Source organism: Azospirillum thermophilum, assembly GCF_003130795.1.
Classification (GTDB): domain Bacteria; phylum Pseudomonadota; class Alphaproteobacteria; order Azospirillales; family Azospirillaceae; genus Azospirillum; species Azospirillum thermophilum.
Genome location: NZ_CP029354.1, coordinates 309,690 through 333,263, shown reverse-complemented (window position 1 = coordinate 333,263; position 23,574 = coordinate 309,690). Strand labels below are relative to the sequence as shown.

The following is a 23,574-nucleotide window of genomic DNA, read 5'->3' as shown; positions in this document are numbered from 1 at the left end:
CGGATCGAAAGACGAGAGAGCATGAGCGAGACTCCCGACGCCTATCCGCTGTCGCCGATGCAGCAGGGCATGCTGTTCCACAGCCTCTCGGCCCCCGGTTCCGACGTCTATGTCGAGCAGCTCGCCTGCGTGCTGGAGGGGCCGCTCGACGGCGAGGCCTTCCGCGCCGCCTGGGAGACGGTGGTGGCCCGCCACGGCGTCCTGCGCACCGCCTTCGCCTGGAAGGGCCTGCCGGAGCCGCTGCAGGTCGTCGGCCCCCGCGTGCGCCTGCCGCTGGAGGTGCTGGACTGGCGCGGCGTCCCGGCCGCCGCCCAGGAGCAGGGCCTCGCCGAGCTGCGCGCCGCCGAGCGGCGCCAGGGCTTCGAGCTGTCGCGCGCCCCGCTGATGCGGCTGAAGCTCGTCCATCTCGGCGACGCCGACCACCGGCTGGTCTGGACCTGGCACCATGCCATCCTCGACGCCTGGTCGGTGCCGACCCTGCTGGGCGAGCTGCTGGCCGACTATGCCGCCCGCCTCGGCGGCACGCCCGCCGCCCTGGAGCCGCCGCGCCCCTACAAGGACTTCATCGCGTGGCAGCGCGCCCAGGACCAGGGGGAGGTCGAGGGCTTCTGGCGCGCCCAGCTCGCCGGCTTCGAGGAGCCGACGCCGATCGACCTCGGCCCCGGCGACCCGCCGGACGGCGCGGAGTACGGGCTGGAGTTCATCGAGCTGCCGGCGGCGGAGATCGCCGCGCTGCGCGACGCCGCCCGCGCCATGGGCGTCACTCCCAACACGCTGGTGCTGGGTGCCTGGGCGGTGCTGCTCGGCCGCTATTCCGGCCGGCACGACCTGCTGTTCGGCACCGCCGTCGCCGGCCGGCCGCCGGAGCTGCCGGGCATCGAGGGCATGGTCGGCCTCTTCATCAACACGCTGCCGGTCCGCGCCCGGCTGGAACCCGAGGCGACGCTGGCCGGCTGGCTGCGCGACCTGCAGCAGGCCCAGGCCGAGACGCGCCGGCACGAGCACACGCCGCTCGCCGACATCCAGGGCTGGTGCGAGGTGCCGCGCGGCACGCCGCTGTTCGACAGCCTGCTGGTGTTCGAGGACTTCCCGTCGCACCGGCAGCGGATCGCGGGCGGCGGGCTCGCCGTCGGCGCCGGCGACTTCGTGGAGCGCGCCAACGTTCCGCTGACCGTCACGCTGACGATCCGCGAGACCGGCCGTCTCGGCGTCGGCTACGAGCGGTCGCGCTTCTCCACCCCGGCGATGCGCCGGCTGCTCGGCCACATGCGGGCACTGCTGGCCGACATGAGCCGCGGCGGCGACCGGCCGCTCTGCCTGCTCGACCCGCTGCCGCCGGAGGAGCGCGCGCTGCTGCTCGGCGACTGGAGCCGCAATCCCGCCGGGGTCGATCCCGCCTGCCGCCTGCCGGATCTGCCCGTCTCCCGCTTGTTCGAGGAGCGGGTGCGGCACAGCCCGGATGCCGTGGCCGCGCTGTTCGCCGGCACGGGCGGCGACCGCAGCCTGACCTATGCCGGGCTGAACGCCGCCGCCAACCGGCTGGCCCGCCGGCTGAAGGCGCTGGGCGTCGGGCCGGAATCCCGCGTCGCCATCGCCATGGAGCCGTCGCTGGCCCGCCTCGCCGCCGTCCTGGCGGTGCTGAAGGCCGGCGGCGCCTATGTCCCGCTCGACCCCGCCTTCCCGCGCGACCTGCTGCACGAGCTGGTGGACGACTGCGCCGCCGCCGTGGTGCTGACCGACGCGGCCCTCGCCCCGACGCTCGCCGGCTGCGCCGCCGCCCACCTGCTGACGCTGGACGAAGGCCTGTCGGCCGCGGCCGGAGAGTCCGCCGAGGATCTGCCGGAGAATCTGCCGGAGGAGCCGGACGGCACGGCAGGGCCGGAGCATGCCGCCTACCTGATCTACACCTCCGGATCCACCGGGCGGCGCAAGGGCGTGCTGGTCACCCACCGGTCGCTGCGCCTGCTGGTCGAGGCGCAGGTCGACGCCTTCCGCATCCGCGCCGGCGGGCGCGTGCTGCAGTTCGCCTCCTTCAGCTTCGACGCCTCGGTGTCGGAGATCTTCACGGCCCTGCTGGCCGGCGCCACCCTCTGCCTGGCCGCGCGCGAGGCGCTGCTGCCCTCGGCGGAGATGCTGCGGCTGCTCGCCCGCTGGCGGATCGACACGGTGACCCTGCCGCCCTCGGTGCTCGCCCGCCTGCCGGACGGCGAGCTGCCGGACCTGCGCACGCTGGTCGTGGCTGGGGAGCCCTGCCCGGCCGACCTCGCCGCCCGCTGGGCGCCGGGGCGCCGCTTCCTCAACGCCTACGGCCCGACCGAAACGACCGTCTGCGCCACCATCGCGGCGGTGGAGCCGGACGGCGCCAGGCCGCCGATCGGGCGCCCCAGCGGCGACAGCCGCGTCTATCTGCTGGACGGCGACCTGAACCCGGTGCCGGCCGGCGTGCCCGGCCATCTGCATGTCGGCGGACCCGGCGTGTCGCGCGGCTATGCCGGCCGCCCGGGCCAGACCGCCGCCGCCTTCATCCCCGATCCCTTCGCGGCGGAGCCGGGGGCGCGGCTCTACCGTACCGGCGACCTCGCCCGCTTCCGCGAGGACGGCAGCATCGAGTATCTCGGCCGCCTCGACGAGCAGATCAAGATTCGCGGCATCCGCATCGAGCCCGGCGAGGTGGAGGGCGTGCTGCGCGCCGATCCCGCCGTCTACGAGGCCGCCGTGCTGCCGGTCGGCGAGGGCGACGCCACGAGCCTCGTCGCCTTCGTGGTGCCCGACCATGGCCGGCCGGCGGCCAAGCCCCAGGAATGGTGGCCGTCGATCGCCGAGTTCTTCGTCTATGACGAGCTCGCCTACCACGCCATGACCAGCGACGAGCGGCGCAACATCGCCTATCGCGCCGCCATGGCGGCCATGGTGCCCGGCCGCGTCGTGCTGGAGGTCGGCACCGGGCCGGAGGCGCTGCTGTCGCGCTTCTGCGTCGAGGCCGGCGCCCGCAAGGTCTATGCCATCGAGAAGCTGGAGGACAGCTTCAACCGCGCCACCGCCCGCGTCCGCGAGCTGGGGCTGGAGGACCGCATCACCGTCATCCACGGCGACGCCACCGAGGTGACCCTGCCGGAACCCGCCGAGGTCTGCGTGTCGGAGATCGTCGGCGCCATCGGCGGCAGCGAGGGCTCCGCCGTCATCATGAACGGGGTGCGTCCGCTGCTCGCCCCGGATGCGCGGATGATCCCGCCGCGCAGCACCACCCTCTACGCCCCGGTGCAGCTTCCCGACTCGCTCCGGCAGCGGCTGGGCTTCGGCCCGCTGGCCGGCCGCTATGTCCACCGGATCTTCGAGGAGATCGGCTATCCGTTCGACCTGCGCCTGTGCGTGCGCGGGCTCGACCGCTCGCACCTGCTGGCCGAGCCGCTGCCCTTCGAGGATTTCGACTACCGCGGCCCGGTCGATCCCGAATACCGCTACGAGGGCGAGTTCGCCCTGACGCGTGACGGCCGGTTCGACGGCTTTCTGGTCTGGCTGACGCTCGACACCGGCGGCGGGGAGCTGATCGACATCCTCGACCACGAGCATTGCTGGCTGCCGGTCTTCTTCCCCGCCTTCCATCCCGGCCGCAGCGTCGCCGCCGGCGACCGCATCGCGGCGGCCTGCGGCGCCGTCCTGTGCGAGGACCGGCTGCACACCGACTATTACGTCGAGGGCACGCTGCACCGCCGCGGGCACGAGCCGGCCGGCTTCCGCCACGACTCGCCCCACCATGCCCGCGTCTTCCGCGCCAACCCCTTCCACCACGCCTTCTTCCATGACGGCGAGATCCCGCTGGTGGAACCGGCCGCCCCGGCGCTGACGGACGGGCTGATGGCGCGGCTGCGCGACCGGCTGCCCAGGGCGATGGTGCCCTCGGCCCTGCTGACGCTCGACCGGCTGCCGCTGACCGCCAGCGGCAAGCTCGACCGCCGGGCGCTCGCCCGGCTCGCCGCCGGGCACAAGCCGGCGGCCGACGAGCCCCTCGCCCCGCCGCGCAGCGCCGCGGAGGCCGCCGTCGCCCGCATCTGGCAGGAGGTGCTGTCGCTGCAGGGCATCGGCTTGCAGACCAACTTCTTCGACCAGGGCGGCCATTCCCTGCTGCTGCTGGAGGTGCAGGACCGGCTGCAGCGCGAGACCGGCGTGCAGGTGGAGGTCACCGACCTCTTCAGGTACCCGACCGTCGAGAGCCTCGCCGCCCGGCTGCACCAGCTTCAGGGCAGCAGCCAGGATGCGCCCCGGCAGCCCGACGCCGGCCGCGCCCGTGCCGCCGCCCGGCAGGAGGCGCTGGACCGCCGCCGCGCCCGCACCACAGCCGGCAGCGGGGCCGCCTGATGGAGCACCGGGATCTTCCGCCGGGTGCCGTCGCCGTCGTCGGCCTCGCCTGCCGCCTGCCCGGCGCCGACAGCCCCGACGCCTTCTGGCGCCTGCTGCGCAGCGGGGGGGAGGCGATCACCCGCTTCACCGCCGGGGAGCTGGAGGCCGCCGGCTTCGACCCCGCCGTGACCGGCCAGCCGGGCTTCGTCGCCGCCAAGGGCGTGCTGGCCGAGGCCGATGGATTCGACGCCGGCTTCTTCGGCTTCAGCCCGCGCGAGGCGGCGCTGATGGATCCGCAGCACCGCGTCTTCCTGGAATGCGCCTGGATGGCGCTGGAGGATGCCGGCTACGATCCCAAGGGCCATCCCGGCGCCATCGGCGTCTTCGCCGGCTCGATCCTCAGCACCTATCTGCTGCGCCATCTCTGGCCGAACCGGTCGCTGGTGGAGACGGCCGGCACCTTCCAGCTCGCCGTCGGCAACGACCCGACCTTCCTGGCGACGCGCGCCGCCTACCTGCTCGACCTGAAGGGGCCGGCGGTCAGCGTCGGCACCGCCTGCTCCACCTCGCTGGTCGCGGTGCACCTCGCCTGCCAGAGCCTGCTGTCCCACGAATGCGACATGGCGCTGGCCGGCGGCGTGTCGATCCACCTGCCGCTGGTCTCCGGCTACCGCTACGAGGATGGCGGCATCCTGTCGCCGGACGGCCATTGCCGCCCCTTCGACGCGGCGGCCCGCGGCACGGTGTCGAGCGACGGGGCCGGCGTCGTCACGCTGAAGCGGCTGGAGGACGCCGTGGCCGACGGCGACGTCATCCATGCGGTGATCCGCGGCTCGGCCATCAACAACGACGGCAGCGACAAGGTCGGCTACACCGCCCCCGGCGTCGCCGGCCAGGCCCGGGTGATCGCCGAGGCGCTGGCCATGGCCGGGGTGGAGCCCGACACGCTGGCCCTGCTGGAGGCCCACGCCGCCGGCACCCGCCTCGGCGACCCCATCGAGGTGGCGGCGCTGGCGGAGGCCTTCGCCGGCTGCGCCACCCCCGCCTCCTGCGCGATCGGCTCGGTCAAGAGCAACATCGGCCATGTCGACGCCGCGGCCGGCGTCGCCGGGCTGATCAAGGCCGTGCTGGCGCTGCGTCACCGCGCCATCCCGCCCAGCCTGCACTTCACCGCGCCCAACCCGCAGCTCGGGCTGGAGCGCACGCCCTTCTACGTGCCGACGGCGCTCGTCCCCTACGACCGGGCGGAGCCGATGCGGGCCGGCGTCAGCTCCTTCGGGATCGGCGGCACCAACGCCCATGTGGTGCTGGAGGAGCCGCCGGCCCTGCCGCGGGCCGCCCCGCCGCCCCGCCCGTTCGAGCTGCTGCTGCTCTCCGCCCGCAGCCCGGCGGCGCTCGACGCCGCCTGCGACCGGCTGGCCGACCGGCTGGAGGGCGATCCCGCCCTGCCGCTCGGCGACGTCGCCCACACGCTGCGCCGCGGCCGGCGGGGGTTCGAGCACCGCCGCATCCTGGTCGCCGGCACCGCGGCGGAGGCCGCCGCGCTGCTGCGCGCCCGCGACCCGCAGCGCTGCCCGGCGGGCGCCGCCCCGGCGGAGCGGCCGGGCGTCGCCTTCCTGTTCCCCGGCCTCGGCGACCATTACGCCGGCATGGGGTGGGAGCTGTACTGCGCCGAGCCGCAGTTCCGCCGCACGGTGGACGAGTGCGCGGAGATCCTGCGCGACCATCAGGACGGCGACATCCGCGACTTCCTGTTCGCCGGGCGCGACTGGCGCAACCCGGTGGCCGGTCCCGCCGCCCCGCTGTCCGCCGAGGGCGGAAAGATCGACCTGCGCGCCATGCTCGCCCGCCGCAGGCCGCCGGCCGCAACCGACGCCCCGGCCAACGCCCAGGCCGACGCCCAGTCCGGAGCCCGGATCGACGCCCAGGCCGCCGACCTGCCCCGGCAGGGCCAGCCCGGCATCTTCGTGGTGGAATACGCCCTCGCCCAGCTGCTGCGGAGCTGGGGGGTCGAGCCGGACAGCCTGATCGGCTACAGCATCGGCGAGTTCGTCGCCGCCTGCGTGGCCGGGGTGGTCGAGCTTGCCGACGCGCTCGCCGTCGTCTCGGCCCGCGCCCGGCTGATCGAGAGCCGCGTCGCCCGCGGCGCCATGCTGGCCGTCCCCCTGCCGGAGGAGGAGCTACGCCCCCGCCTGCCCGCCGGGGTGTCGGTCGGCGCCGTCAACGGTCCCCGCCTGACCGTCCTGTCGGGCGAGGAGACGGGCATCGCCGCCCTGGAATCGGCCCTTGCCGCCGAGGGGGTGAGCTGCCAGCGGCTACGCAGCACCCACGCCTACCACTCCGCCATGCTGGAAGTGATCGTCGCCGACCTGCGCGCCGTGCTGGCGCGGGTGACGCTGCGGCCGCCGCGCATCCCCTACGTCTCCTGCGTCACCGGGCGCTGGATCACCGACGACGAGGCGACCGACCCCGGCTATTGGGCGCAGCATCTCTGCCGCACCGTGCGCTTCCGCGACGGGCTCGCCAGCCTGCTCGACGATCCCCGCCGCATCCTGCTGGAGGTCGGGCCGGGCCAGTCCCTCACCTCCCACGCGATGGCGGAGCGGGCACGGCTGCGCGACCGACGCAACCCCATCATCCCGGCGATGCGCTGGGCCTATGCCGAGCAGTCGGAGTTGGCCGTCCTGCTGCGCGCCGTCGGCCAGCTCTGGCTCGCCGGGGCGCCGATGGACCCGGCGCGGCTGCTGGTCCGCGGCGGCGAACGGCGCGTACCCCTGCCGACCTACCCCTTCGAGCGCCGCCGCCACTGGATCGAGCCGCCGGCCGCCGGCCGCGAGGAGGACGGCCCCGCCCGCCGCCGCGCCCGGGTGGAGGAGTGGTTCTACCTGCCCTACTGGAAGCCCGCCGTGGCGCTTCCCGCACCGGCGCAGGAAGTGGCGGCGGGGACAGTGGAAGACTGGCTGGTCCTGCGCGACGGCTTCGGCGCTGGCGACGTGCTGGCCTCCCGCCTCGCCATGCAGGGGGTCAGGGTCACCACCGTCAGCCCCGGCGACGCCTTCGCCTGGACGGGGGAGGCGGCGACGCTCGACCCGCGGCGGGAGGAGGAGTACCGCGCGCTGGCCCGCAGCCTGCGCGAGGCCGGGCGCCTGCCCGCGCGCATCGTCCATCTCTGGTCGCTCACCGGAACGGACGGCGCCCTGCCCGACGGCGGGCGGTTCCGGCAGGCGCAGGAGGTCGGCTTCTACAGCCTGATGCGGCTGTTCCGCGCCCTGTGGACCGAGGATCCGGAAGGCACCGTCCGCCTGGACCTCGTCACCGACGGCCTGTTCGACGTCACCGGCGGCGAGCCGCTGGCGGCGGAGAAGGCGACCCTGCTCGCCCCCATCCTGGTGGCGCCGCAGGAGCGGCCGGGCGTCGTCTGCCGCTGCATCGACCTCGACGGGCTGCCCGCCGACCGCGGCGCCCTGGCGGACCGCCTGATGACCGAGCTGATGGCGAAACCCGCCGGCCCCGCCGTCGCGCTGCGCCGCGGCCGGCGCTGGGTGCAGGACTATGAGCCGGTGGCGCTGCCGCCGCCGGCGAGGACGCCGCTGCGCGAGCGCGGGGTCTATCTGCTGACCGGCGGCCTGGGCGGCGTCGGGCTGGTGCTGGCCCGCCACCTGGCGAAGACGGTGCAGGCCCGCCTCGTGCTGGTCGGCCGCACGCCGCTGCCCGACCGGGCGGAGTGGCCCCGCCTGCTCGCCGACCCCGCCCGCGACGGGCGCGCCGCCTCCCGCGTCCGGCAGGTGCTGGAGCTCGAATCGCTGGGGGCCGAGGTGCTGGTCGTTGCCGCCGACGTCGCCGACCGCACGGCGATGGCCCATGCGCTGGCCCTGGCGGAGGATCGCTTCGGCCCGCTCCACGGCGTCATCCATGGCGCCGGCGCCGTGGGGGTGGAGGCCTTCCGCGAAATCACCCGGGCCGGCACCGCCGACTGCGAAGCACAGTTCCGCGCCAAGGTCCACGGGCTGCTCGTGCTGGACGACCTGCTGGCCGGCCGGCCGCTGGACTTCTGCGTCCTGATGTCCTCGCTGGCCGCGGTGCTCGGCGGATTGGGCTTCGCGGCCTACAGCGCCGGCAACCTGTTCCTCGACGCCTTCGCCCGGCGGCGCAGCCGCGACGGCGGCCTGCGCTGGACCAGCATCGACTGGGACAGCTGGAAGCTGGCCGACGTCCGCCCCTCCATCGCCGGGCTCGGCGCCACCGTCAACGCCTTCACCATGGAGCCGGAGGAGGGAGCCGACGCGCTCGACCGCATCCTGATGCAAGGCGACCTGGGACAGGTGGTGGTGTCCTCCGGCGACCTGCACGGCCGCCTGCGCCAGTGGGTGGCCCGCGACGACGCCGGGAAGACGGACGGCGACCCCGCGCCGCTCCACCAGCGGCCGGAGCTGCGCAGCGGCTATGCCGAGCCCCGCAGCGATCTGGAACGGACGCTGGCGGCGATCTGGACGGAGCTGTTCACCATCGCCCCCATCGGCATCCACGACAACTTCTTCGAGCTGGGCGGCCATTCGCTGCTGGCGACGCAGCTCAACGCCCGCATCTCCTCGCGCCTGCATGTGGAGCTGTCGCTGGCGACCCTGCTGCAGGCCCCGACCATCGCGGAGCTTGCCACCGCCATCGTCGGCGCCCAGGCGGCGGAGGCCGATCCCGACGCGCTGGCCGCCATGCTGGACGAGCTGGGCGGCCTGTCCCCCGAGGAGCTCGACCGGCTGCTGGCCGAGGAGGCCCAGTCCCCGCCCACCGAATCTCCGCCCACCGAGTCCACCCCCGCCGAGTCCACCCACACCGAACCCGAGGCGATGGCCGCTGAGCATGAGTGACACCCTCTCGCGCATCAAGGAACTCTCCCCCGCCCAGCGCGACCTGCTGCTGCGCCGCCTGGCGCAGGCCGACCGGCCGGGCCGCGCCGCCGCCACGCTTGCCCCGCGCGACGGCAGCGCCGCTCCCGCCGCCGCGGCCGGGCCGGCGGAGGCGCCGCTGTCCTTCGCGCAGGAACGCCAGTGGTTCCTCGACCGGCTGGCCCCCGGCGACCCCGCCTTCATCATCACCGGCGCCCTGCGGCTGACCGGCAGCCTGTCGATCCCCGCCCTGCACCACAGCTTCGACGCCGTCGTCCGCCGCCATGCGGCGCTGCGCGCCACCTTCCAGGCGCCGGCCGGCAAGCCGGTGCAGGTGATCGCGCCGCCCGCCCCGCTGCCCATCGCGCGGGTCGACCTGTCCCACCATGCCGCCGAGGCGCGCGAGGCCGCCTGCCGCGACCTCTACGACGAGGAGACGCGGCGCGGCTTCGACCTCGCCCGCGACCGGCTGCTGCGCGTCACGCTGGTCCGGCTGGCGGAGGAGGAGCATTTCCTCATTTTCTCCATGCACCACATCGTGTCGGACGGCTGGTCCATCGGCGTGCTGCTGGAGGAGATCGCGCGCCACTACACCGCCTTCGCCACCGGCCGCGAGCCCGGCCTGCCGGAGCTGCCCATCCAGTACCCGGACTTCGCCGGCTGGCAGCGCGAGCGGCTGCGCGACGGGCTGCTCGACCGCGGCCTCGCCTACTGGCGCCGCCAGCTCGCCGATCCGCCGCCCGTGCTGGAGCTGGCGCCCGACCGGCTGCTCCACGGCGACGGCGCGGCGGAGCGCGACCTGTCCGGCGCCGCCTGCGAACGGGTGATCGGGCGGGAGCTGAAGGCCGCCCTCGACGAGTTCAGCCGGCGCGAGGACTGCACCCTCTACGTCACGCTGCTGACCGGCTTCATGACGCTGCTCGCCCGCCTGTCGGGCCGCGACGACATCCTGCTCGGCACCCCGGTCAGCGGCCGCATCCGGGTGGAGACGGAGGCGCTGATCGGCCTGTTCCTCAACACGCTGGCCCTGCGCGCCCGGCTGCCCGCCGACCTGCCCTTCCGCGAGGCGATGGCGCGGGTGCGCAGCAGTTTCCTCGACGGGCTGGAGCACCACGAGGTGCCGTTCGAGCGGGTGGTGCAGGAGCTCGACCCCGAGCGCAGCGCCTCCAGCCATCCGCTGTTCGAGATCTTCTTCAACTTCACCCCCGCCCCGGCCCGCGTGCTGGAACTGCCGGACCTGCGCGCCGCCTTCGAGGCGCCGGCCCCCATGCGCTCCGAATTCTCCATGACGCTCTACGTCACGGAATGGGACGGCCGGCTGGAGCTGAAGCTGCAGTACCAGCGCGCCCGCTATTCGCCCGAGCGCGTCGCCCTGCTGCTGGAGCAGCTCGAAGCCCTGCTGGTCCAGGCGGCGGCCGATCCCGGCCGGGCGCTGTCCCGCTTCGACCTCGCGGTGCCGGCCGCCGCCCTGCCCGACCCGGCGGCCCCGCTCGACCGGCCGGCCCAGCAACCGGTCGCCGGCCTGATCGCCGGCTGGGCGGAGCGCACCCCCGACGCCCCGGCCCTGACCCAGGGCGGCCTCACCCTCTCCTACGCCGCGATGAACGACCGGATCGCGGCGGTCGCCCGCCGGCTGCTGGCCGAGGGGCTGGCGCCCGGCGAGGCGGTGGCGGTGCGGGGGCCGCGCTGCCCGGGCTTCATCGTCGCCATGGCCGGCGTGCTGCGGGCGGGCGGCGTCCTGCTGACGCTCAGCCTCGACCTGCCGGAGCAGCGCCAGCGGGCGATGCTGGAGCAGGCCGGCGCCCGCCTGCTGCTGGAGCCGGACGGGCCCGGCGGCTGGCCGGCGGAGCAGCCGGGCCTGACGCGCATCCCGGTCGGCGCGGACGGCACGGTGGACGCCCCGTCCCCTGCCGCCGCCACCGCCCCCGATGCCGCCCCGCCCCCGCCGGAACCGGCCGCCGGAACCGCCGATCCCGCCTATCTCTTCTTCACTTCCGGCAGCACCGGCGTGCCCAAGGGCGTGCGCGGCACCCACGGCGGCCTCTCCCATTTCCTGTCCTGGCAGCGCGCCACCTTCGGCGTCGGCCCCGGCGACCGCTGCGCCCAGTTGACCGGCCTGTCCTTCGACGTGGTGCTGCGCGACGTCTTCCTGCCGCTGACCTCCGGCGCCGAGCTGGTCCTGCCGCGCGAGGAGGAGGCGCTGGCCAGCGGCCGCACCCCCGAATGGCTGGAGGCGCAGCGCATCACCCTGATCCACACCGTCCCCTCGGTCGTGGAAAGCTGGCTGGCCGACCCGCCGGCCGGCGTCACCCTCGCCGCGCTGCGCCGCGCCTTCTTCGCCGGCGAGCCGCTGGCCGCGGGCCTCGTCGAACGCTGGCGCGCCGCCTTTCCCGAGGCCGGGGAGATCGTCAACCTCTACGGCCCGACCGAGACGACGCTCGCCAAGTTCTTCCACCGGGTGCCCGCGGTCCCGCGGGCCGGCGTCCAGCCGCTCGGCACGCCGCTGCCGCAGACCCAGGCGCTGGTGCTCACCCCCGACCGCCGCCTCTGCGGCATCGGGGAGCCGGGGGAGATCGCCATCCGCACCCCCTTCCGCAGCCTGGGCTACCTGAACGCGCCGGAGGAGACGGCGAAGCGCTTCGTCCCCAACCCGCTGACCGGCGATCCGGACGACCTCGTCTACCTGACCGGCGACCGCGGCGTGCTGGGGGCGGACGGGCTGCTGGAATTCCTCGGCCGCATGGACCATCAGGTGAAGATCCGCGGCGTCCGGGTGGAGCCGATGGAGGTCGCCGCCTGCCTGAAGGACTGCCCGGAGGTCGCCGCCTGCGCCGTCGTCGCGCGGGAGGACCGGCCGGGCGACCTGCGGCTCGTCGCCTATGTCGTGCCGCGCAAGGAGACGGGGCGCAGCGCCAAGCGGCTGCGCGAGTTCCTGCGGCCCCGCCTGCCGGCGGCGATGATCCCCACGGCCGTCGTCTTCCTCGACCGGCTGCCGCTGACCGCCAACCAGAAGCTCGACCGCGCGAAACTCCCCCGCCCGGCGCCGGCGACGGCGGGCGCGAGGACGGCCCGGTGCCGCCGCGCGACCCGGTGGAGCTGCAGATAGCCCAGATCTGGCAGGAACTGCTGAACGGCCGCCCGGTCGGCGTCACCGACAGCTTCTTCGACCTCGGCGGCCACTCGCTGCTGTCGCTGCGGCTGCTGATGCGGATCGAGCAGGTGACCGGCCGCAAGGTGCCGCTCTCCGCCCTGTTCGAAGGGCCGACCGTCGAACATCTCGCCAGCGTCGTCCGCCGGCAGGAGACCGCCCCCTCCCCCGTCGTCCGGCTGTGGTCGGCGCCGGGGCCCCGGGTGCTGTTCCTGGTCCATACCGGCGGCGGCACGATCCTCAACTACATCCCGCTGGTCCGCACGCTCGCCCCCGCTCTGCCGGTCCACGCCGTCCAGGCCCGCGGCCTCGACGGGCGGGAGCCGCCGCACCGCGACCTGCCGGCCATGGCGGCCGACTATGTCGCCCGGCTGCGCGCCCTGCAGCCGGACGGTCCCTATCTGTTGGGTGGCCACAGCTTCGGCGGCCTCATCGCCTTCGAGATGGCGCGCCAGCTCACCGCCGCCGGTCAGACCGTCGCCCTGCTCGCCCTGTTCGACAGCGTGCTCGCCCGCCGGGAGGAGGAGGCCGCCGGCCGGCCGGATGGCGCCGCCACCGCCGCGGCCCTCGCCGATGCCGCGGCGATCTACAGCCGCTACACCGGCCACGAGGTGGAGGTCCGCGCCGAGGAGCTCGCCGCCCTGCCGGTGGACGAGCAGGTCGCCCATGTGTCGGAGGCCTTCCGCCGCGCCGGCGGCAGCGCCTTCGGCGGCGGGGAGGAGCTCGTCCGCAACCTGCTGGCGGTCGGGCAGGCCCACCGCGAGGCGCGCGCCGCCTATCTCGCCGCCCCCGGTCCCGCCCCCTGTCCGGTTCCCGTCACGCTGTTCCGCGCCACCGACACCTCCCTGACCCGCGGCGGGTCGCCCGAGGATCAGGGCCGGGAGGATCTCGGCTGGGGGGCCGTCGCCGCCGGGGTGCAGGTCCATTGGGTGCCGGGCGACCACGTCACCATGATGGCCGACCGGCATGCCCCTGCCCTGGCCGCCGCGCTCCGCCCGGTGCTGGACGCGGCGCTGGATCGGGTACCGGGGGAGCCGGCCGCCGGGTGACGCGGCGGTCTGCGGCGGCCGGAACCCCGGACGCCGCCCCCGGTTCACAGGCTGGAGCGGCCGTCCGGCGGTCGCCCGACCGCCCAGCCTGGAGCCTGAGAATGACCGGACACCGTCCGCCCCACACCGAACAGCCCCGCCACGACGTGACGGCGACCAGCCCGGACCGACCGGGCGATGCGGGGCTCAGCACCGTGCTGGAACGCAACATCCAGGCCCTGCACGACCGCCGCCGCCGGCAGGAGGCGCATGCCTCGGCCGAGGAGAAGATCGCCGAGGCGATCACCCGCTTCACCGGCTCGATGCTGTTCGTCTACCTGCACCTGGGGTTCTTCGGCATCTGGATCGCCGCCAATCTCGGCTGGATCCCGGTCCTGCCGCGCTGGGATCCGTCCTTCGTCGTGCTGGCGATGTTCGCGTCGGTCGAGGCGATCTTCCTGTCGACCTTCGTTCTGATCAGCCAGAACCGCATGGCCGCCGCCGCCGACAAGCGCGCCGACCTCGACCTGCAGATCAGCCTGCTGGCCGAACATGAGGTAACCAAACTGACCGCGCTGGTCGCCGCCATCGCCGAGCGGCTGGAGGTGCGCACCGACGTCGACCACGAGCTGCACGAGATCAAGCGCGACGTCGCCCCCGAGGCCGTGCTGGACGAGCTGGAAACCCGCGCGGCCGGGGATGCGAGGCCCTGAACACGGCCGTCGCCCGGTTGGAAATTCCCAACCGGGCGCAACCAGGCCCGCATGACGCCGTGATCCGGCTCCCGGTCCCTATCGGCGGTCGGCGCCGAGGATGGCGTCGATCGCCTCGCGCATCGCCTGCAGCACGGCGCGGTCAGCCTCCTCCAGCGGCTTGGGGGCTTCGCTGAAGGTCTTCAGCGCCTCGCTGGTCCGCAGCAGGCCGCGCGCCACCGGCGGCGCGAAGGAACTGGGCGGGAGCGGCGGCGCGCTGCGGCGCGGACGGCCCTCGCCGCCCTCCTCGACCGGCGTCGCCTCGGCGACCAGCCGGCGCCACAGGGCGTCGCGCTCGGCCGGGTCCTGCAGGGCGGCCAGCTTCCACAGCTTGTAGCGGGCCGGCTTGTGGGCGAGCGTGTCGTAGGCCTCGCGGATCGCCACCGGCAGGCTGCGCAGCGACAGCATGCGCGACACGTCGCCCTTGTCCATCCCGACCAGCCGGCCGAGTTCGGCGTGGGAATAGTGGTGCCGCTCCTTCAGCGTGGCGAGCGCGTCGGCATGCTCGAACGGGGTCAGGTCGGCGCGCAGCAGATTCTCGATGACCGTGACCTCGGCATCGTCGACGTCGGCCGGGACGACCACGCAGGCCACCGTCCGCTGCCCCAGCGCCCGGACGGAGCGCAGCCGCCGTTCGCCGAAGACGAGCTGATAGCGCCCGTCCTCCAGCTTGCGCACGCCGATCGGCTGCTGCAGCCCGTGCCGCGCGATGGAGCTGCGCAGGCTCTCCAGCTCGGCCGGGTCGAAATGGCGGCGCGTCTGGTGCGGGTTGTCGATGATGAGGTCGACGCCGAGATGCAGGATCTGCGCGGCATTCTCCGGCACCCCGACCAGCGCGTTGACCGGCGAGGCGCCGGCGGCCGGCGCCTTGCCCTCCGCGGCCGGGCGGGCGGCGAAGAAGGCGGGGTTGGTGCGCTGGATCTTAGGCGGCATTGGGGACCTCCGGCGTTCCGAAACGCTTGCCGCGCTCGGCGATCAGGGCATTGGCGATGGAGCGGAACACCGCGCCGCCGGCGACCTCGGGGGCCACCTCGATGGTGGCGCGGCCGGCGGCCACCGACTGGGCATAGGTGGTGGAGCGCGGCACCGGCTCGAAGATCCGCATCTCCTGGCCGTAGCGCTCGTGGATCAGGCTCAGGCTCTCGCGGTCCTGGGTGTTGCGCTGGGTGTACATGGTCGGCACCAGCCCCAGCACCGACAGGTCGGGGTGGCAGAGCCGGCGGAGCTGCTCGATCGTCTGCAGCAGATAATCCACCCCGGCGATCGCCATCAGCTCCGCCTGGCAGGGGATCAGCGCGAGGTCGGCGGCGGTCAGCCCGTTCAGCGTCATCTGCCCCAGGTTGGGCGGGCAGTCGATCAGGATGAAATCATAGTCCTTGCGGATGTCGGACAGGTGGCCGCGCAGGATGAAGTTCGACGCCGGCCGGGCGGCCAGCTCCACCTCGCCCTGCGACAGGCGGATGCTGGAGGGCAGCAGGTCGAGCCCCGTCCGCTCCATCGTCACGACGCAGTCGCGCACCGCCGCCTTGCCGGTCAGCACGTCGTAGAGGGTGCGGCCCGCCTCCTGCCGCTCCATGGCGTTGACGCCGAGGTGAAGCGTGGCGTTGGCCTGGGCGTCGGCGTCGATCAGCAGGACCTTGTAGCCGTCCTGGGCCAGGATGCTGGCGACGTTGACGGCGGAGGTGGTCTTGCCCACGCCGCCCTTCTGGTTGGTCAGCACGACCAGCAGGGCCGGGCCGTGCGGCAGGTCGGGGCCCAGCATCTCCTTGCGCAGCAGGGAGGCGACGGCCTCCGGGATCCGCTCGGCCCCGTTCTCCCAGCGCGACACCTGCTGGCGGCCGTAGCGCCGCCCGAGCTTCTCGTTGAGGTAGATCGCGAAGTCCGGCTGGCTCAGCCCCTGCCCTTCGCGAAACCCGCGCATGTCCTCGCCGCGCATCCGCACCCCCCTGGATCAGGCGGCACCAGGGCGCCGCCGAACGCCGGGCACTCTAGGGACGGGTGCGGCACCGGTCAAGGAACTGCGCAGGGATCGAAGGGGGGTGCGGCTACGACCCGCACCCCCTCCCTTGCAGGCGGAAAGCGGCCGGCCGGCGGTCAGGCGGCGGCGGCCGGGTCCTTCAGCACGCCGCGCCGGATCTGGTCCAGCTCGATGCTCTCGAACAGGGCGCGGAAGTTGCCCTCGCCGAAACCCTCGTTGCCCTTGCGCTGAATGATCTCGAAGAAGATCGGGCCGATCATGGTCTGGGTGAAGATCTGCAGCAGCAGGCCCTGTCCCTGGGTCGGCGCGCCGTCGATCAGGATGCGGTTCCTGCGCAGTGCCTCCAGGTCCTCGCCATGGCCCGGCACCCGCTGGTCGATCCTGTCGAAATAGGTGTCGGGGGTGTCCTGGAACGGCACGCCGAGCGACCGCATCGCCTCCACCGTCTCGACGATGCCGGCGGTGCCGAGTGCCACGTGCTGGATGCCCTCGCCGTGATAGTCCTTCAGATACTCGGCGATCTGCGACTTGTCGTCGGCCGACTCGTTGATCGGGATGCGGATCCTGCCGCACGGGCTGGTCATCGCCTTCGAGCGCAGGCCGGTCAGCTTGCCCTCGATGTCGAAGTAGCGGATCTCCTTGAAGTTGAAGAGCCGCTCGTAGAAGCCCGCCCATTCCTCCATGCGCCCGGTGTGGACGTTGTGGGTCAGGTGGTCGATGTAGGTCAGCCCGCAGCCCGCCGGGTTCTGGTCGACGCCGGGCAGCGGCACGAAGTCGACGTCGTAGATGGTGCCGCGCTCGCCGTAGCGGTCGACCAGATAGACCAGGGAATCGCCGATGCCCTTGATGGCCGGAATGTTCAGCTCCATCGGGCCGGTGCGGTTCTCCACCCCCCAGGCGCCCTGTTCGAGCGCCCGGCGGTAGGCCGCCGCCGCGTCGGCCACGCGGAAGGCCATGGCGCAGATGCTCGGGCCGTGCAGGCTGGCGAAGGAGCGCGGGAAGCCCGCCTTCTCGGCGTTCAGGATGAAGTTGATGTCGCCCTGGCGGTACAGCGTCACCTGCTTGGAGCGGTGGCGCGCCACGGCGGTGAAGCCGAGCTTCGTGAACAGATCACCCAGCGCCACCGGGTCGGGACCGGTGAACTCGATGAACTCGAACCCGTTGGTTCCCATCGGGTTTTCCCAAAGATCGCTCATGGCCCGTCTCTCCTTCCTGCGTTTGCCCTGCGGGTGCGGTCTTCACCGCCGCTCTTGACAAAAGCTTGTCTAACAAATAGTCCGCGGAAAGAGCCTTCAAAATGGCCGCGCGCGACCCCCATTTTTGGCAGGATTTCCCGCTGCAACCGCCTATTCTGGAACAACGATGCCGAAGCCCGTCGATCTCGGGGACATGGACGTCAAAATCCTGGCCGCCCTGCAAGAAAACTCCCGCCTGACGGTGCAGGAGCTGGCCGACCGCGTCGGCACTTCCGCCTCCTCCTGCTGGCGCCGCCTGCGCTCGCTGGAGGAGACGGGGGTGATCCGCCGCTACACCGTGCTGGTCGATCCCAAGGCGGTGGCGATCCCCGAATGCGTCTTCGCCCACGTCACGCTCGACCATCACTCGACGGAGACCGCCGCCGCGTTCGTCCAGGCGGTGCGCGGCCGGCCCGAGGTGATGGAGTGCTACGCCGTCTCCGGCGACGCCGACTATCTGCTGCGCGTCGCCGTGCGGGAGATCGCCGACTATCACCGCTTCCTGGAGGAGTTCGTCTTCACCCTGCCCTTCCAGGTGCAGATCCGCTCCAACTTCGCGCTCAAGGAGATCAAGTTCGAGACCGCCCTGCCGCTGCAGCCGCCGGGCCCGCCCGCGGGGCCGGCTCCGGGACCGGCCCCGCGGTCCCCCCAGGCCTCCCGGCGGTCATGAACAGCGGGCGGGCGCCGGCTCGATCCCTCCCTCGATCCCGCTCCCGTCCACGGCATCGGCCGTGCCCTCCTCCACCGGCCGGGGACGCTCGGCGGACGGCCACAGCCGCACCGCCAGCGCCGCCGCCGAGGCCGTGGTGGCGAGGGCGGTGACGCCCATCCAGCCGAAGGCCGCCAGCGCATGGCTGCCCAGCACCGCGCCGAGCGCCATGCCGACGAACATGCTCGTCATCAGCACCGCGTTGAGCCGGCTGCGGGCGCCGGGATCGATGCCGTAGATGATCGTCTGGTGCGCGATCAGCGACGCCTGGATGCCGAGGTCGAACCCCACCGCGCTCAGCAGCAGCAGCCACAGCCGCCCCTCCGGCGCGACCCAGGGGGAAAGCGCCATCACCGCGAAGGAGGCCGCGGCGATGCCGGCGCCGAGACGCGTCACCAGCTCCGGCCCGCGCCGGTCGGCGATCCGGCCGGCCAGCGGCGCGGCAAGCGCCCCGGCGGCGCCGGCAAGGCCGAAGGCCCCCGACGCGGCCGGCCCCAGCTCGAAGGGCGCGCCGTGCAGCATCACCGCCAGCGTCGACCAGAAGGCGCTGAACCCGACGGCCAGCAGCGACTGCGCAAGCGCCGCCCGGCGCAGCGCCCGGTGCCGCGCCGCCAGCGTGAAGAGCGACCCCATCAGCGCCCCGTAGCCGAGCTGCGTGGACGGCGCGAAGCGCGGCAGGCCGCGCCACAGGGCGGCGCCCAGCAGCGCGACGCCGGCGGCCGCGGCGAAGAACATGGCCCGCCAGCCCAACTGCTCGGCGACCAGCCCGCTCACCACCCGGGACAGCAGGATGCCCAGCAGCAGACCGGTCATGACCGTTCCCACCACCTTGCCGCGCCGCTCCGCCGGCGTCATCGCCGCCGCCGCGGGAACGATGTCCTGGGCCATGGTGGCGGCCAGCCCCAGCGCGAGGCTGGCCCCCAGCAGAAGACCGATCGACGGGGCCCAGCCGGCCAGCAGCAGCGCGCCGAACAGAACGGCGACCTTCGCCAGGATGATGCGCCGCCGGTCGAACCGGTCGCCGAGCGGGGCCAGCAGCAGCAATCCCATCGCGTAGCCGAGCTGCGTCAGGGTCGGCACCAGCCCGACGGCGCCCCCGGAGACCTGCAGGTCGGTCCCCAGCATGCCCAGCATCGGCTGGCTGTAGTAGATCGACGCCACCGCCATGCCGGCGCCGGCGGCGAGCAGCAGGATCGGCGGCCTGCCGGATGCCCCGCCCCCGGCGGTTTCATGCGGCGATTGAATGGACGACATCGGAGCCTCCTCGGCAACGGACCGGTTTCCAAAGCTGGTGCGAGTATGGCCGCATCCCCGCCTTGCCGGTAGAAGGCGGCCCCGTTGAAGTGCTATACGTTCTGCGTATGAACACAGAGGCCCTGGCCGCGGTCGCCGGCACCGACCGCATCGCGCTCCTGGAGAGCTTCGTCCGCATCGTCGAGGCGGGGAACCTCTCCGCCGCCGCCCTGCAGGTGGGCAGCACCCAGCCCACCATGAGCCGCCGCCTGCAGACGCTGGAGCGGCTCCTGGGCGTCCGGCTGCTGCAGCGCTCCACCCATGCCGTGACGCTCACCGACGACGGCCGGCGCTGCTACGAGCGCGCCAAGGAGCTGATCGCCGACTGGCACAGCTTCGAGAGCGAGCTGCGGGGGGCGGGGGACGAGCCGGCCGGCCGGCTGCGCGTCGTGGCGCCCCATGCCTTCGGCCAGCACCAGCTCGTCGGCCCGCTGGTGGACTACCTGAAGCGGCATCCCCGCCTGACGGTGGAGTGGCTGCTGCACGACCGCGTGCCCGACTTCACCGCCGAGGGGATCGACTGCGCCATCAAGGTGGGGGAGGTGGACGACCCCTCCGTGGTGGCGCTCCGTCTGGGGGCGGTGCATCGCATCGCCATCGCCGCGCCGGAGCTGATCGGCAGCGGCCCGCCGCCGTCCCGGCCGGAGGAGCTGGAGCGGCTTCCCTGGCTCGCCCTGCAGACCTTCTACCGCACCGAAGTGGTGCTGACCCACGAGACGACCGGCGAGGAGGTGCGCCTTCCCATCCGGCCGCGGCTGTCCACCGACGGGCTGTACGCCGTCCGCCGGGCGGCGCTGCTCGGGCTGGGGGCCGCGGTCGTCTCGTCCTGGGCGGTCGACGAGGACATCGCCGCCGGGACCCTCCTCCACCTCGCCCCGCAATGGCAGGCGGCACCGCTGCCCGTCCACCTCGTCTTCCCGCCGGCCCGCTTCTATCCGGCACGGCTGCGCCGCTTCATCGACGTCATGCGCGCCGCCCTGCCGCAAGCGGTCGGGCACCCGCGCGGTTGACGCGCGCGTCATCCTGAAGCACTCTACTCCCAAGTAACCTGCCTTCCAAATGGTAGGAACCCTGGGAGGAACCATATGACCGACACTCCAGCCGACGCCCCCGTCCTGCTGAGCCGGGAGGGGGCGGTCTCCTGGATCCGCTTCAACCGGCCGGCCCTGTTGAACGCGCTGAACGAGGAAAGCGCCGACGCGCTGCGCGACGCCTGCCGGGCGGTGGCGCAGGACCCGGCGGCCCGCGTGCTGGTGATCTCCGGCACCGGCCGCGGCTTCATGGCCGGCGGCGACCTCGGCCGCTTCAATGCCGACCCGGCGGCGGCCCCGCAGGTGGCGGCGGCGATCATCGGCTCGCTGCACGAGGCGCTGCGCATCCTCGACGCCCTGGAGATCCCGGTGGTCGCCTCGGTCCATGGCCCGGTGGCCGGGGCGGGGATGAGCCTCGCCTGCGCCACCGACCTGTGCATCGCGGCGGACGACGCCAAGTTCACCCTGGCCTATGCGCGCATCGGCGCCACGCCGGACGGCTCCGGCACCTACACCCTGCCGCGGCTGGTCGGGCTGCGCCGGGCGATGGAGCTGGCGCTGCTCGCCGACACGCTCGACGCGCCGGAGGCGCTGCGCATCGGCCTCGTCAACCGCATCGTCCCCGCCGAGACGCTGGAGGCGGAGACGCGCCGCCTGGCGGAGCGGCTGGCCGCCGGGCCGACCCGCGCCTATGCCGGCATCCGCCGGCTGATGCGCCGGTCCTGGACGGCGACGCTGGACGAGCAGCTCGACGCCGAGCGCGACCGCTTCGTCGCCACCGCCGGCACCGCCGACTTCCGCGAGGGCGTCGGCGCCTTCCTCGCCAAGCGCAGGCCGGACTTCACCGGCAGCTGACCAGAGACCGACACAAGACCAACACGGCCTTCTTCCGGGAGAGACAGCACATGCAACGCGACATCGTCGTCGTCGGCACGGCGCGCACCGCCATCGGCACCTTCGGCGGCAGCCTGAAGGACGTCCCGCTGACCCGCCTCGCCACCATCGCCGTCAAGGCGGCGCTGGACCGGTCGGGGGCGGCCCCCGACGCCATCGGCCATGTGGTGATGGGCAACGTCATTCCGACCGACACCAACGACGCCTATCTCAGCCGCGTCGCCGCCATCGATTCCGGCATCCCGAAGGAGGTCCCGGCCCTCACCGTCAACCGGCTGTGCGGTTCGGGCCTGCAGGCCATCGTCTCGGCCGCCCAGTCCATCGCGCTCGGCGACTGCGACCTCGCCATCGGCGGCGGGGCGGAATCGATGAGCCGCGGCCCCTATTTCGCCAGCGGCACCCGCTGGGGCAGCCGCATGGGCGACAGCGTGCTGACCGACTACATGCTGGGGATCCTGCACGACCCCTGGCAGAAGATCCACATGGGCATCACCGCGGAGAACGTGGCGGAGCGGTTCGGCATCACCCGCGAGATGCAGGACGCGCTGGCCCTGGAGAGCCAGACCCGCGCCGCCCGCGCCATCGCCGAGGGGCGCTTCAAGGACCAGATCGTCCCGGTGGAGATCGCCAGCCGCAAGGGCACCATCGTCTTCGACACCGACGAGCATGTGCGCGGCGACACGACGGCCGACACCCTCGGCAGGATGAAGCCGGCCTTCAAGAAGGACGGCACGGTGACCGCCGGCAACGCCTCGGGCATCAACGACGGCGCCGCCGCCGTGGTGATCGCCGAGGCCGGCCGCGCCGCCGCGCTCGGCCTGAAGCCGCTCGCCCGGCTGGTCGGCTACGCCCATGCCGGCGTCGAGCCCAACCAGATGGGCATCGGCCCGATCCCGGCGACCCGCAAGGTGCTGGAGCGCACCGGCCTGCGCGTCGACGACCTCGACGTCATCGAATCGAACGAGGCCTTCGCCGCACAGGCCTGCGCCGTCTCGCGCGAGCTTGGGTTCGATCCGGCCAGGGTGAACCCGAACGGGTCCGGCATCTCGCTCGGCCATCCGGTGGGGGCGACCGGCGCCATCATCACCGTGAAGGCGATCCACGAGCTGCACCGCACCGGCGGGCGCCGTGCCCTGGTCACCATGTGCATCGGCGGCGGCCAGGGAATCGCCGCGGTGTTCGAGCGGGTGTGATCCTCCACCGGGAACCGGACGCGGCACCCCTGAGCCGCGTCCGGCCCCGCCGGGCGGAGTCCCGGCCTCAGTGCATGCCGTGGCCGCCGGCCGCGGCGCCGGTCAGCAGCGTCGGGTCCATCATGCCGAAGATCATGGCGACGTGGGCCACCACGAGGAACAGCGCGACCAGCCCGGCATGGACCGCCATGCGGCCATGCTCGTCGCGGTCCTTCGCGACGAGGCCGAGGTCGACCAGCGCGATGCCCAGCAGCGGCACGATGCCGGCCAGATAGAACCCGACGGCGAGCACGTCCGCCGGCCCGCGCCAGCCGCCCGAGCCGGTCAGCGGGATCACCGCCGTCGTCATCAGATAGAGGAAGACGCCGGTGAAGTAGACCCCGCCGGCGATGCCCGCCGCGCGGTTCACCGTCCGCACCGGGCTGGCGTAGTTGCGGGTGTAGAGCAGGTACAGTTCCGTGATGGCCACCGTTTCGGCCAGGATGACGGGAACCGCCATGAACAGCAGCAGGTTCCAGGGCTGGTTGACGGCCAGCAGTTCCATGTAGTGGGTCATGTTCATGATGAGCCTCGCGTGCTCGTGCGGGCGCCGTCGCGGGCGCAGCCGCGTGCGTCGATAAGGAATGGCGGACGAAGAGGCGAGGCTAGGCGCGCGGCGGCTTCAGCGGCGGCGCATGGGCGAGCGTCGGCAGCGAGCGGTCGCCCCGGGGAAGCAGGACATCGGCGGCCCCATAGGCCACCGTGACGAAGCGCGACGGCAAGGCCGCCAGGGTGCAGGATCCGGGCATGCACAGGCAGTCGGCCGCGCCGTGCCGGTGGACCGGCCCGTCCCGGTGCCCGTCGCCGCAGTCGCGCCCGGACAGGGCGGCTTCGGATGGCAGGGCATCGGATGACGGGGCATCGGAGACTGCGGCCCTGGCGCAGGGATCCTCCGCGAGGACGCCGGGTCCCGCGGACTGCGCGGCATGATGCATCCCGGCATGATGATGAAGCGCCCCGGCACGGACCGGCCCCGCCGCGCCGGCCAGCAGGCCGGCGGCAAGCACGATCAGCGCAAGGAGGGACAACAGGACGCGAACCATCATGGGCGCA

The 23,574-nt window shown here is 73.6% G+C and carries 15 protein-coding genes; 9 read left to right on the top strand and 6 right to left on the bottom strand.

All coding sequences use genetic code 11. The features are described 5' to 3' along the window. Positions 1-21 precede the first annotated feature (21 nt). The 5 genes from DEW08_RS19735 to DEW08_RS19715 all read left to right on the top strand — a co-directional run bounded on the left by DEW08_RS19735 (position 22) and on the right by DEW08_RS19715 (position 14,110). A complete protein-coding gene (locus DEW08_RS19735; RefSeq protein ID WP_109330483.1) occupies positions 22-4,356 on the top strand; it encodes a non-ribosomal peptide synthetase in 4,335 nt (1,444 codons plus the stop codon). After that, on the top strand, positions 4,356-9,203 hold the full coding sequence (locus DEW08_RS19730) for a type I polyketide synthase (protein ID WP_109330482.1): 4,848 nt from the start codon (positions 4,356-4,358) through the stop codon (positions 9,201-9,203). The genes DEW08_RS19735 and DEW08_RS19730 overlap by 1 nt, the downstream gene beginning before the upstream one ends. Then, complete coding sequence (locus DEW08_RS19725) at positions 9,196-12,327, top strand: non-ribosomal peptide synthetase (RefSeq protein ID WP_109330480.1); 3,132 nt, start codon at positions 9,196-9,198, stop codon at positions 12,325-12,327. Before DEW08_RS19730 ends, DEW08_RS19725 begins: the two co-directional genes overlap by 8 nt. Next, a complete protein-coding gene (locus tag DEW08_RS19720) occupies positions 12,294-13,418 on the top strand; it encodes an alpha/beta fold hydrolase (protein ID WP_109330478.1) in 1,125 nt (374 codons plus the stop codon). The genes DEW08_RS19725 and DEW08_RS19720 overlap by 34 nt, the downstream gene beginning before the upstream one ends. Positions 13,419-13,519: 101 nt before the next feature. After that, the gene (locus DEW08_RS19715) at positions 13,520-14,110 is read left to right on the top strand and encodes a DUF1003 domain-containing protein (RefSeq protein ID WP_109330476.1); all 591 of its coding nucleotides are present in this window, start codon (positions 13,520-13,522) and stop codon (positions 14,108-14,110) included. A gap of 78 nt (positions 14,111-14,188) precedes the next feature. Here the strand turns inward: DEW08_RS19715 and DEW08_RS19710 are convergent, their stop codons facing one another. From DEW08_RS19710 to hppD, 3 genes are all read right to left on the bottom strand, one after another. Then, on the bottom strand, positions 14,189-15,082 hold the full coding sequence (locus DEW08_RS19710; RefSeq protein ID WP_109330474.1) for a ParB/RepB/Spo0J family partition protein: 894 nt from the start codon (positions 15,080-15,082) through the stop codon (positions 14,189-14,191). Then, on the bottom strand, positions 15,072-16,085 hold the full coding sequence (locus DEW08_RS19705) for an AAA family ATPase (RefSeq protein WP_245986692.1): 1,014 nt from the start codon (positions 16,083-16,085) through the stop codon (positions 15,072-15,074). The genes DEW08_RS19710 and DEW08_RS19705 overlap by 11 nt, the downstream gene beginning before the upstream one ends. Before the next feature lie 158 nt (positions 16,086-16,243). Then, complete coding sequence (hppD, locus tag DEW08_RS19700) at positions 16,244-17,323, bottom strand: 4-hydroxyphenylpyruvate dioxygenase (RefSeq protein ID WP_109330472.1); 1,080 nt, start codon at positions 17,321-17,323, stop codon at positions 16,244-16,246. 193 nt (positions 17,324-17,516) lie between these two features. Here hppD and DEW08_RS19695 point away from each other — a divergent pair, with 193 nt between their 5' ends. Beyond that, entirely contained in the window at positions 17,517-18,032 is a 516-nt protein-coding gene (locus DEW08_RS19695; RefSeq protein ID WP_245986691.1) for an Lrp/AsnC family transcriptional regulator, read from the top strand. Here DEW08_RS19695 and DEW08_RS19690 read toward each other — a convergent pair. After that, complete coding sequence (locus DEW08_RS19690) at positions 18,027-19,325, bottom strand: MFS transporter (RefSeq protein WP_109330468.1); 1,299 nt, start codon at positions 19,323-19,325, stop codon at positions 18,027-18,029. The genes DEW08_RS19695 and DEW08_RS19690 overlap by 6 nt on opposite strands. Positions 19,326-19,432: 107 nt before the next feature. Between DEW08_RS19690 and DEW08_RS19685 the strand changes: the two genes are divergently transcribed. From DEW08_RS19685 to DEW08_RS19675, 3 genes are all read left to right on the top strand, one after another. Continuing rightward, the gene (locus tag DEW08_RS19685) at positions 19,433-20,374 is read left to right on the top strand and encodes a LysR family transcriptional regulator (protein WP_109330466.1); all 942 of its coding nucleotides are present in this window, start codon (positions 19,433-19,435) and stop codon (positions 20,372-20,374) included. 75 nt (positions 20,375-20,449) lie between these two features. Then, complete coding sequence (locus tag DEW08_RS19680) at positions 20,450-21,250, top strand: enoyl-CoA hydratase/isomerase family protein (protein WP_109330464.1); 801 nt, start codon at positions 20,450-20,452, stop codon at positions 21,248-21,250. A gap of 50 nt (positions 21,251-21,300) precedes the next feature. Beyond that, entirely contained in the window at positions 21,301-22,482 is a 1,182-nt protein-coding gene (locus DEW08_RS19675) for an acetyl-CoA C-acyltransferase family protein (RefSeq protein ID WP_109330462.1), read from the top strand. A gap of 67 nt (positions 22,483-22,549) precedes the next feature. On the opposite strand, the gene DEW08_RS19670 is transcribed toward DEW08_RS19675, so the two are convergent. Next, positions 22,550-23,044: a DUF6803 family protein gene (locus DEW08_RS19670; RefSeq protein WP_109330460.1), complete on the bottom strand. Its 495-nt coding sequence runs from the start codon at positions 23,042-23,044 to the stop codon at positions 22,550-22,552. An 82-nt stretch (positions 23,045-23,126) separates the two neighbouring features. Beyond that, positions 23,127-23,567 carry a hypothetical protein gene (locus DEW08_RS19665; RefSeq protein WP_109330458.1) on the bottom strand — a complete coding sequence of 147 codons (441 nt, stop codon included), beginning with the start codon at positions 23,565-23,567 and terminating at the stop codon, positions 23,127-23,129. Between the last annotated feature and the right edge of the window lie 7 nt (positions 23,568-23,574).

What these genes read in the sequence shown, in the direction of transcription:
- DEW08_RS19730 (WP_109330482.1), top strand. Translation starts at nt 4,356, where the DNA reads ATGGAGCACCGGGATCTTCCGCCGGGTGCCGTCGCCGTCGTCGGCCTC.
- DEW08_RS19695 (WP_245986691.1), top strand. Translation starts at nt 17,517, where the DNA reads ATGGACGTCAAAATCCTGGCCGCCCTGCAAGAAAACTCCCGCCTGACG.
- hppD (WP_109330472.1), bottom strand. Translation starts at nt 17,323, where the DNA reads ATGAGCGATCTTTGGGAAAACCCGATGGGAACCAACGGGTTCGAGTTC.
- DEW08_RS19710 (WP_109330474.1), bottom strand. Translation starts at nt 15,082, where the DNA reads ATGCCGCCTAAGATCCAGCGCACCAACCCCGCCTTCTTCGCCGCCCGC.
- DEW08_RS19715 (WP_109330476.1), top strand. Translation starts at nt 13,520, where the DNA reads ATGACCGGACACCGTCCGCCCCACACCGAACAGCCCCGCCACGACGTG.
- DEW08_RS19670 (WP_109330460.1), bottom strand. Translation starts at nt 23,044, where the DNA reads ATGAACATGACCCACTACATGGAACTGCTGGCCGTCAACCAGCCCTGG.
- DEW08_RS19735 (WP_109330483.1), top strand. Translation starts at nt 22, where the DNA reads ATGAGCGAGACTCCCGACGCCTATCCGCTGTCGCCGATGCAGCAGGGC.
- DEW08_RS19680 (WP_109330464.1), top strand. Translation starts at nt 20,450, where the DNA reads ATGACCGACACTCCAGCCGACGCCCCCGTCCTGCTGAGCCGGGAGGGG.
- DEW08_RS19665 (WP_109330458.1), bottom strand. Translation starts at nt 23,567, where the DNA reads ATGATGGTTCGCGTCCTGTTGTCCCTCCTTGCGCTGATCGTGCTTGCC.
- DEW08_RS19685 (WP_109330466.1), top strand. Translation starts at nt 19,433, where the DNA reads ATGAACACAGAGGCCCTGGCCGCGGTCGCCGGCACCGACCGCATCGCG.
- DEW08_RS19690 (WP_109330468.1), bottom strand. Translation starts at nt 19,325, where the DNA reads ATGTCGTCCATTCAATCGCCGCATGAAACCGCCGGGGGCGGGGCATCC.
- DEW08_RS19675 (WP_109330462.1), top strand. Translation starts at nt 21,301, where the DNA reads ATGCAACGCGACATCGTCGTCGTCGGCACGGCGCGCACCGCCATCGGC.
- DEW08_RS19725 (WP_109330480.1), top strand. Translation starts at nt 9,196, where the DNA reads ATGAGTGACACCCTCTCGCGCATCAAGGAACTCTCCCCCGCCCAGCGC.
- DEW08_RS19705 (WP_245986692.1), bottom strand. Translation starts at nt 16,085, where the DNA reads ATGCGCGGCGAGGACATGCGCGGGTTTCGCGAAGGGCAGGGGCTGAGC.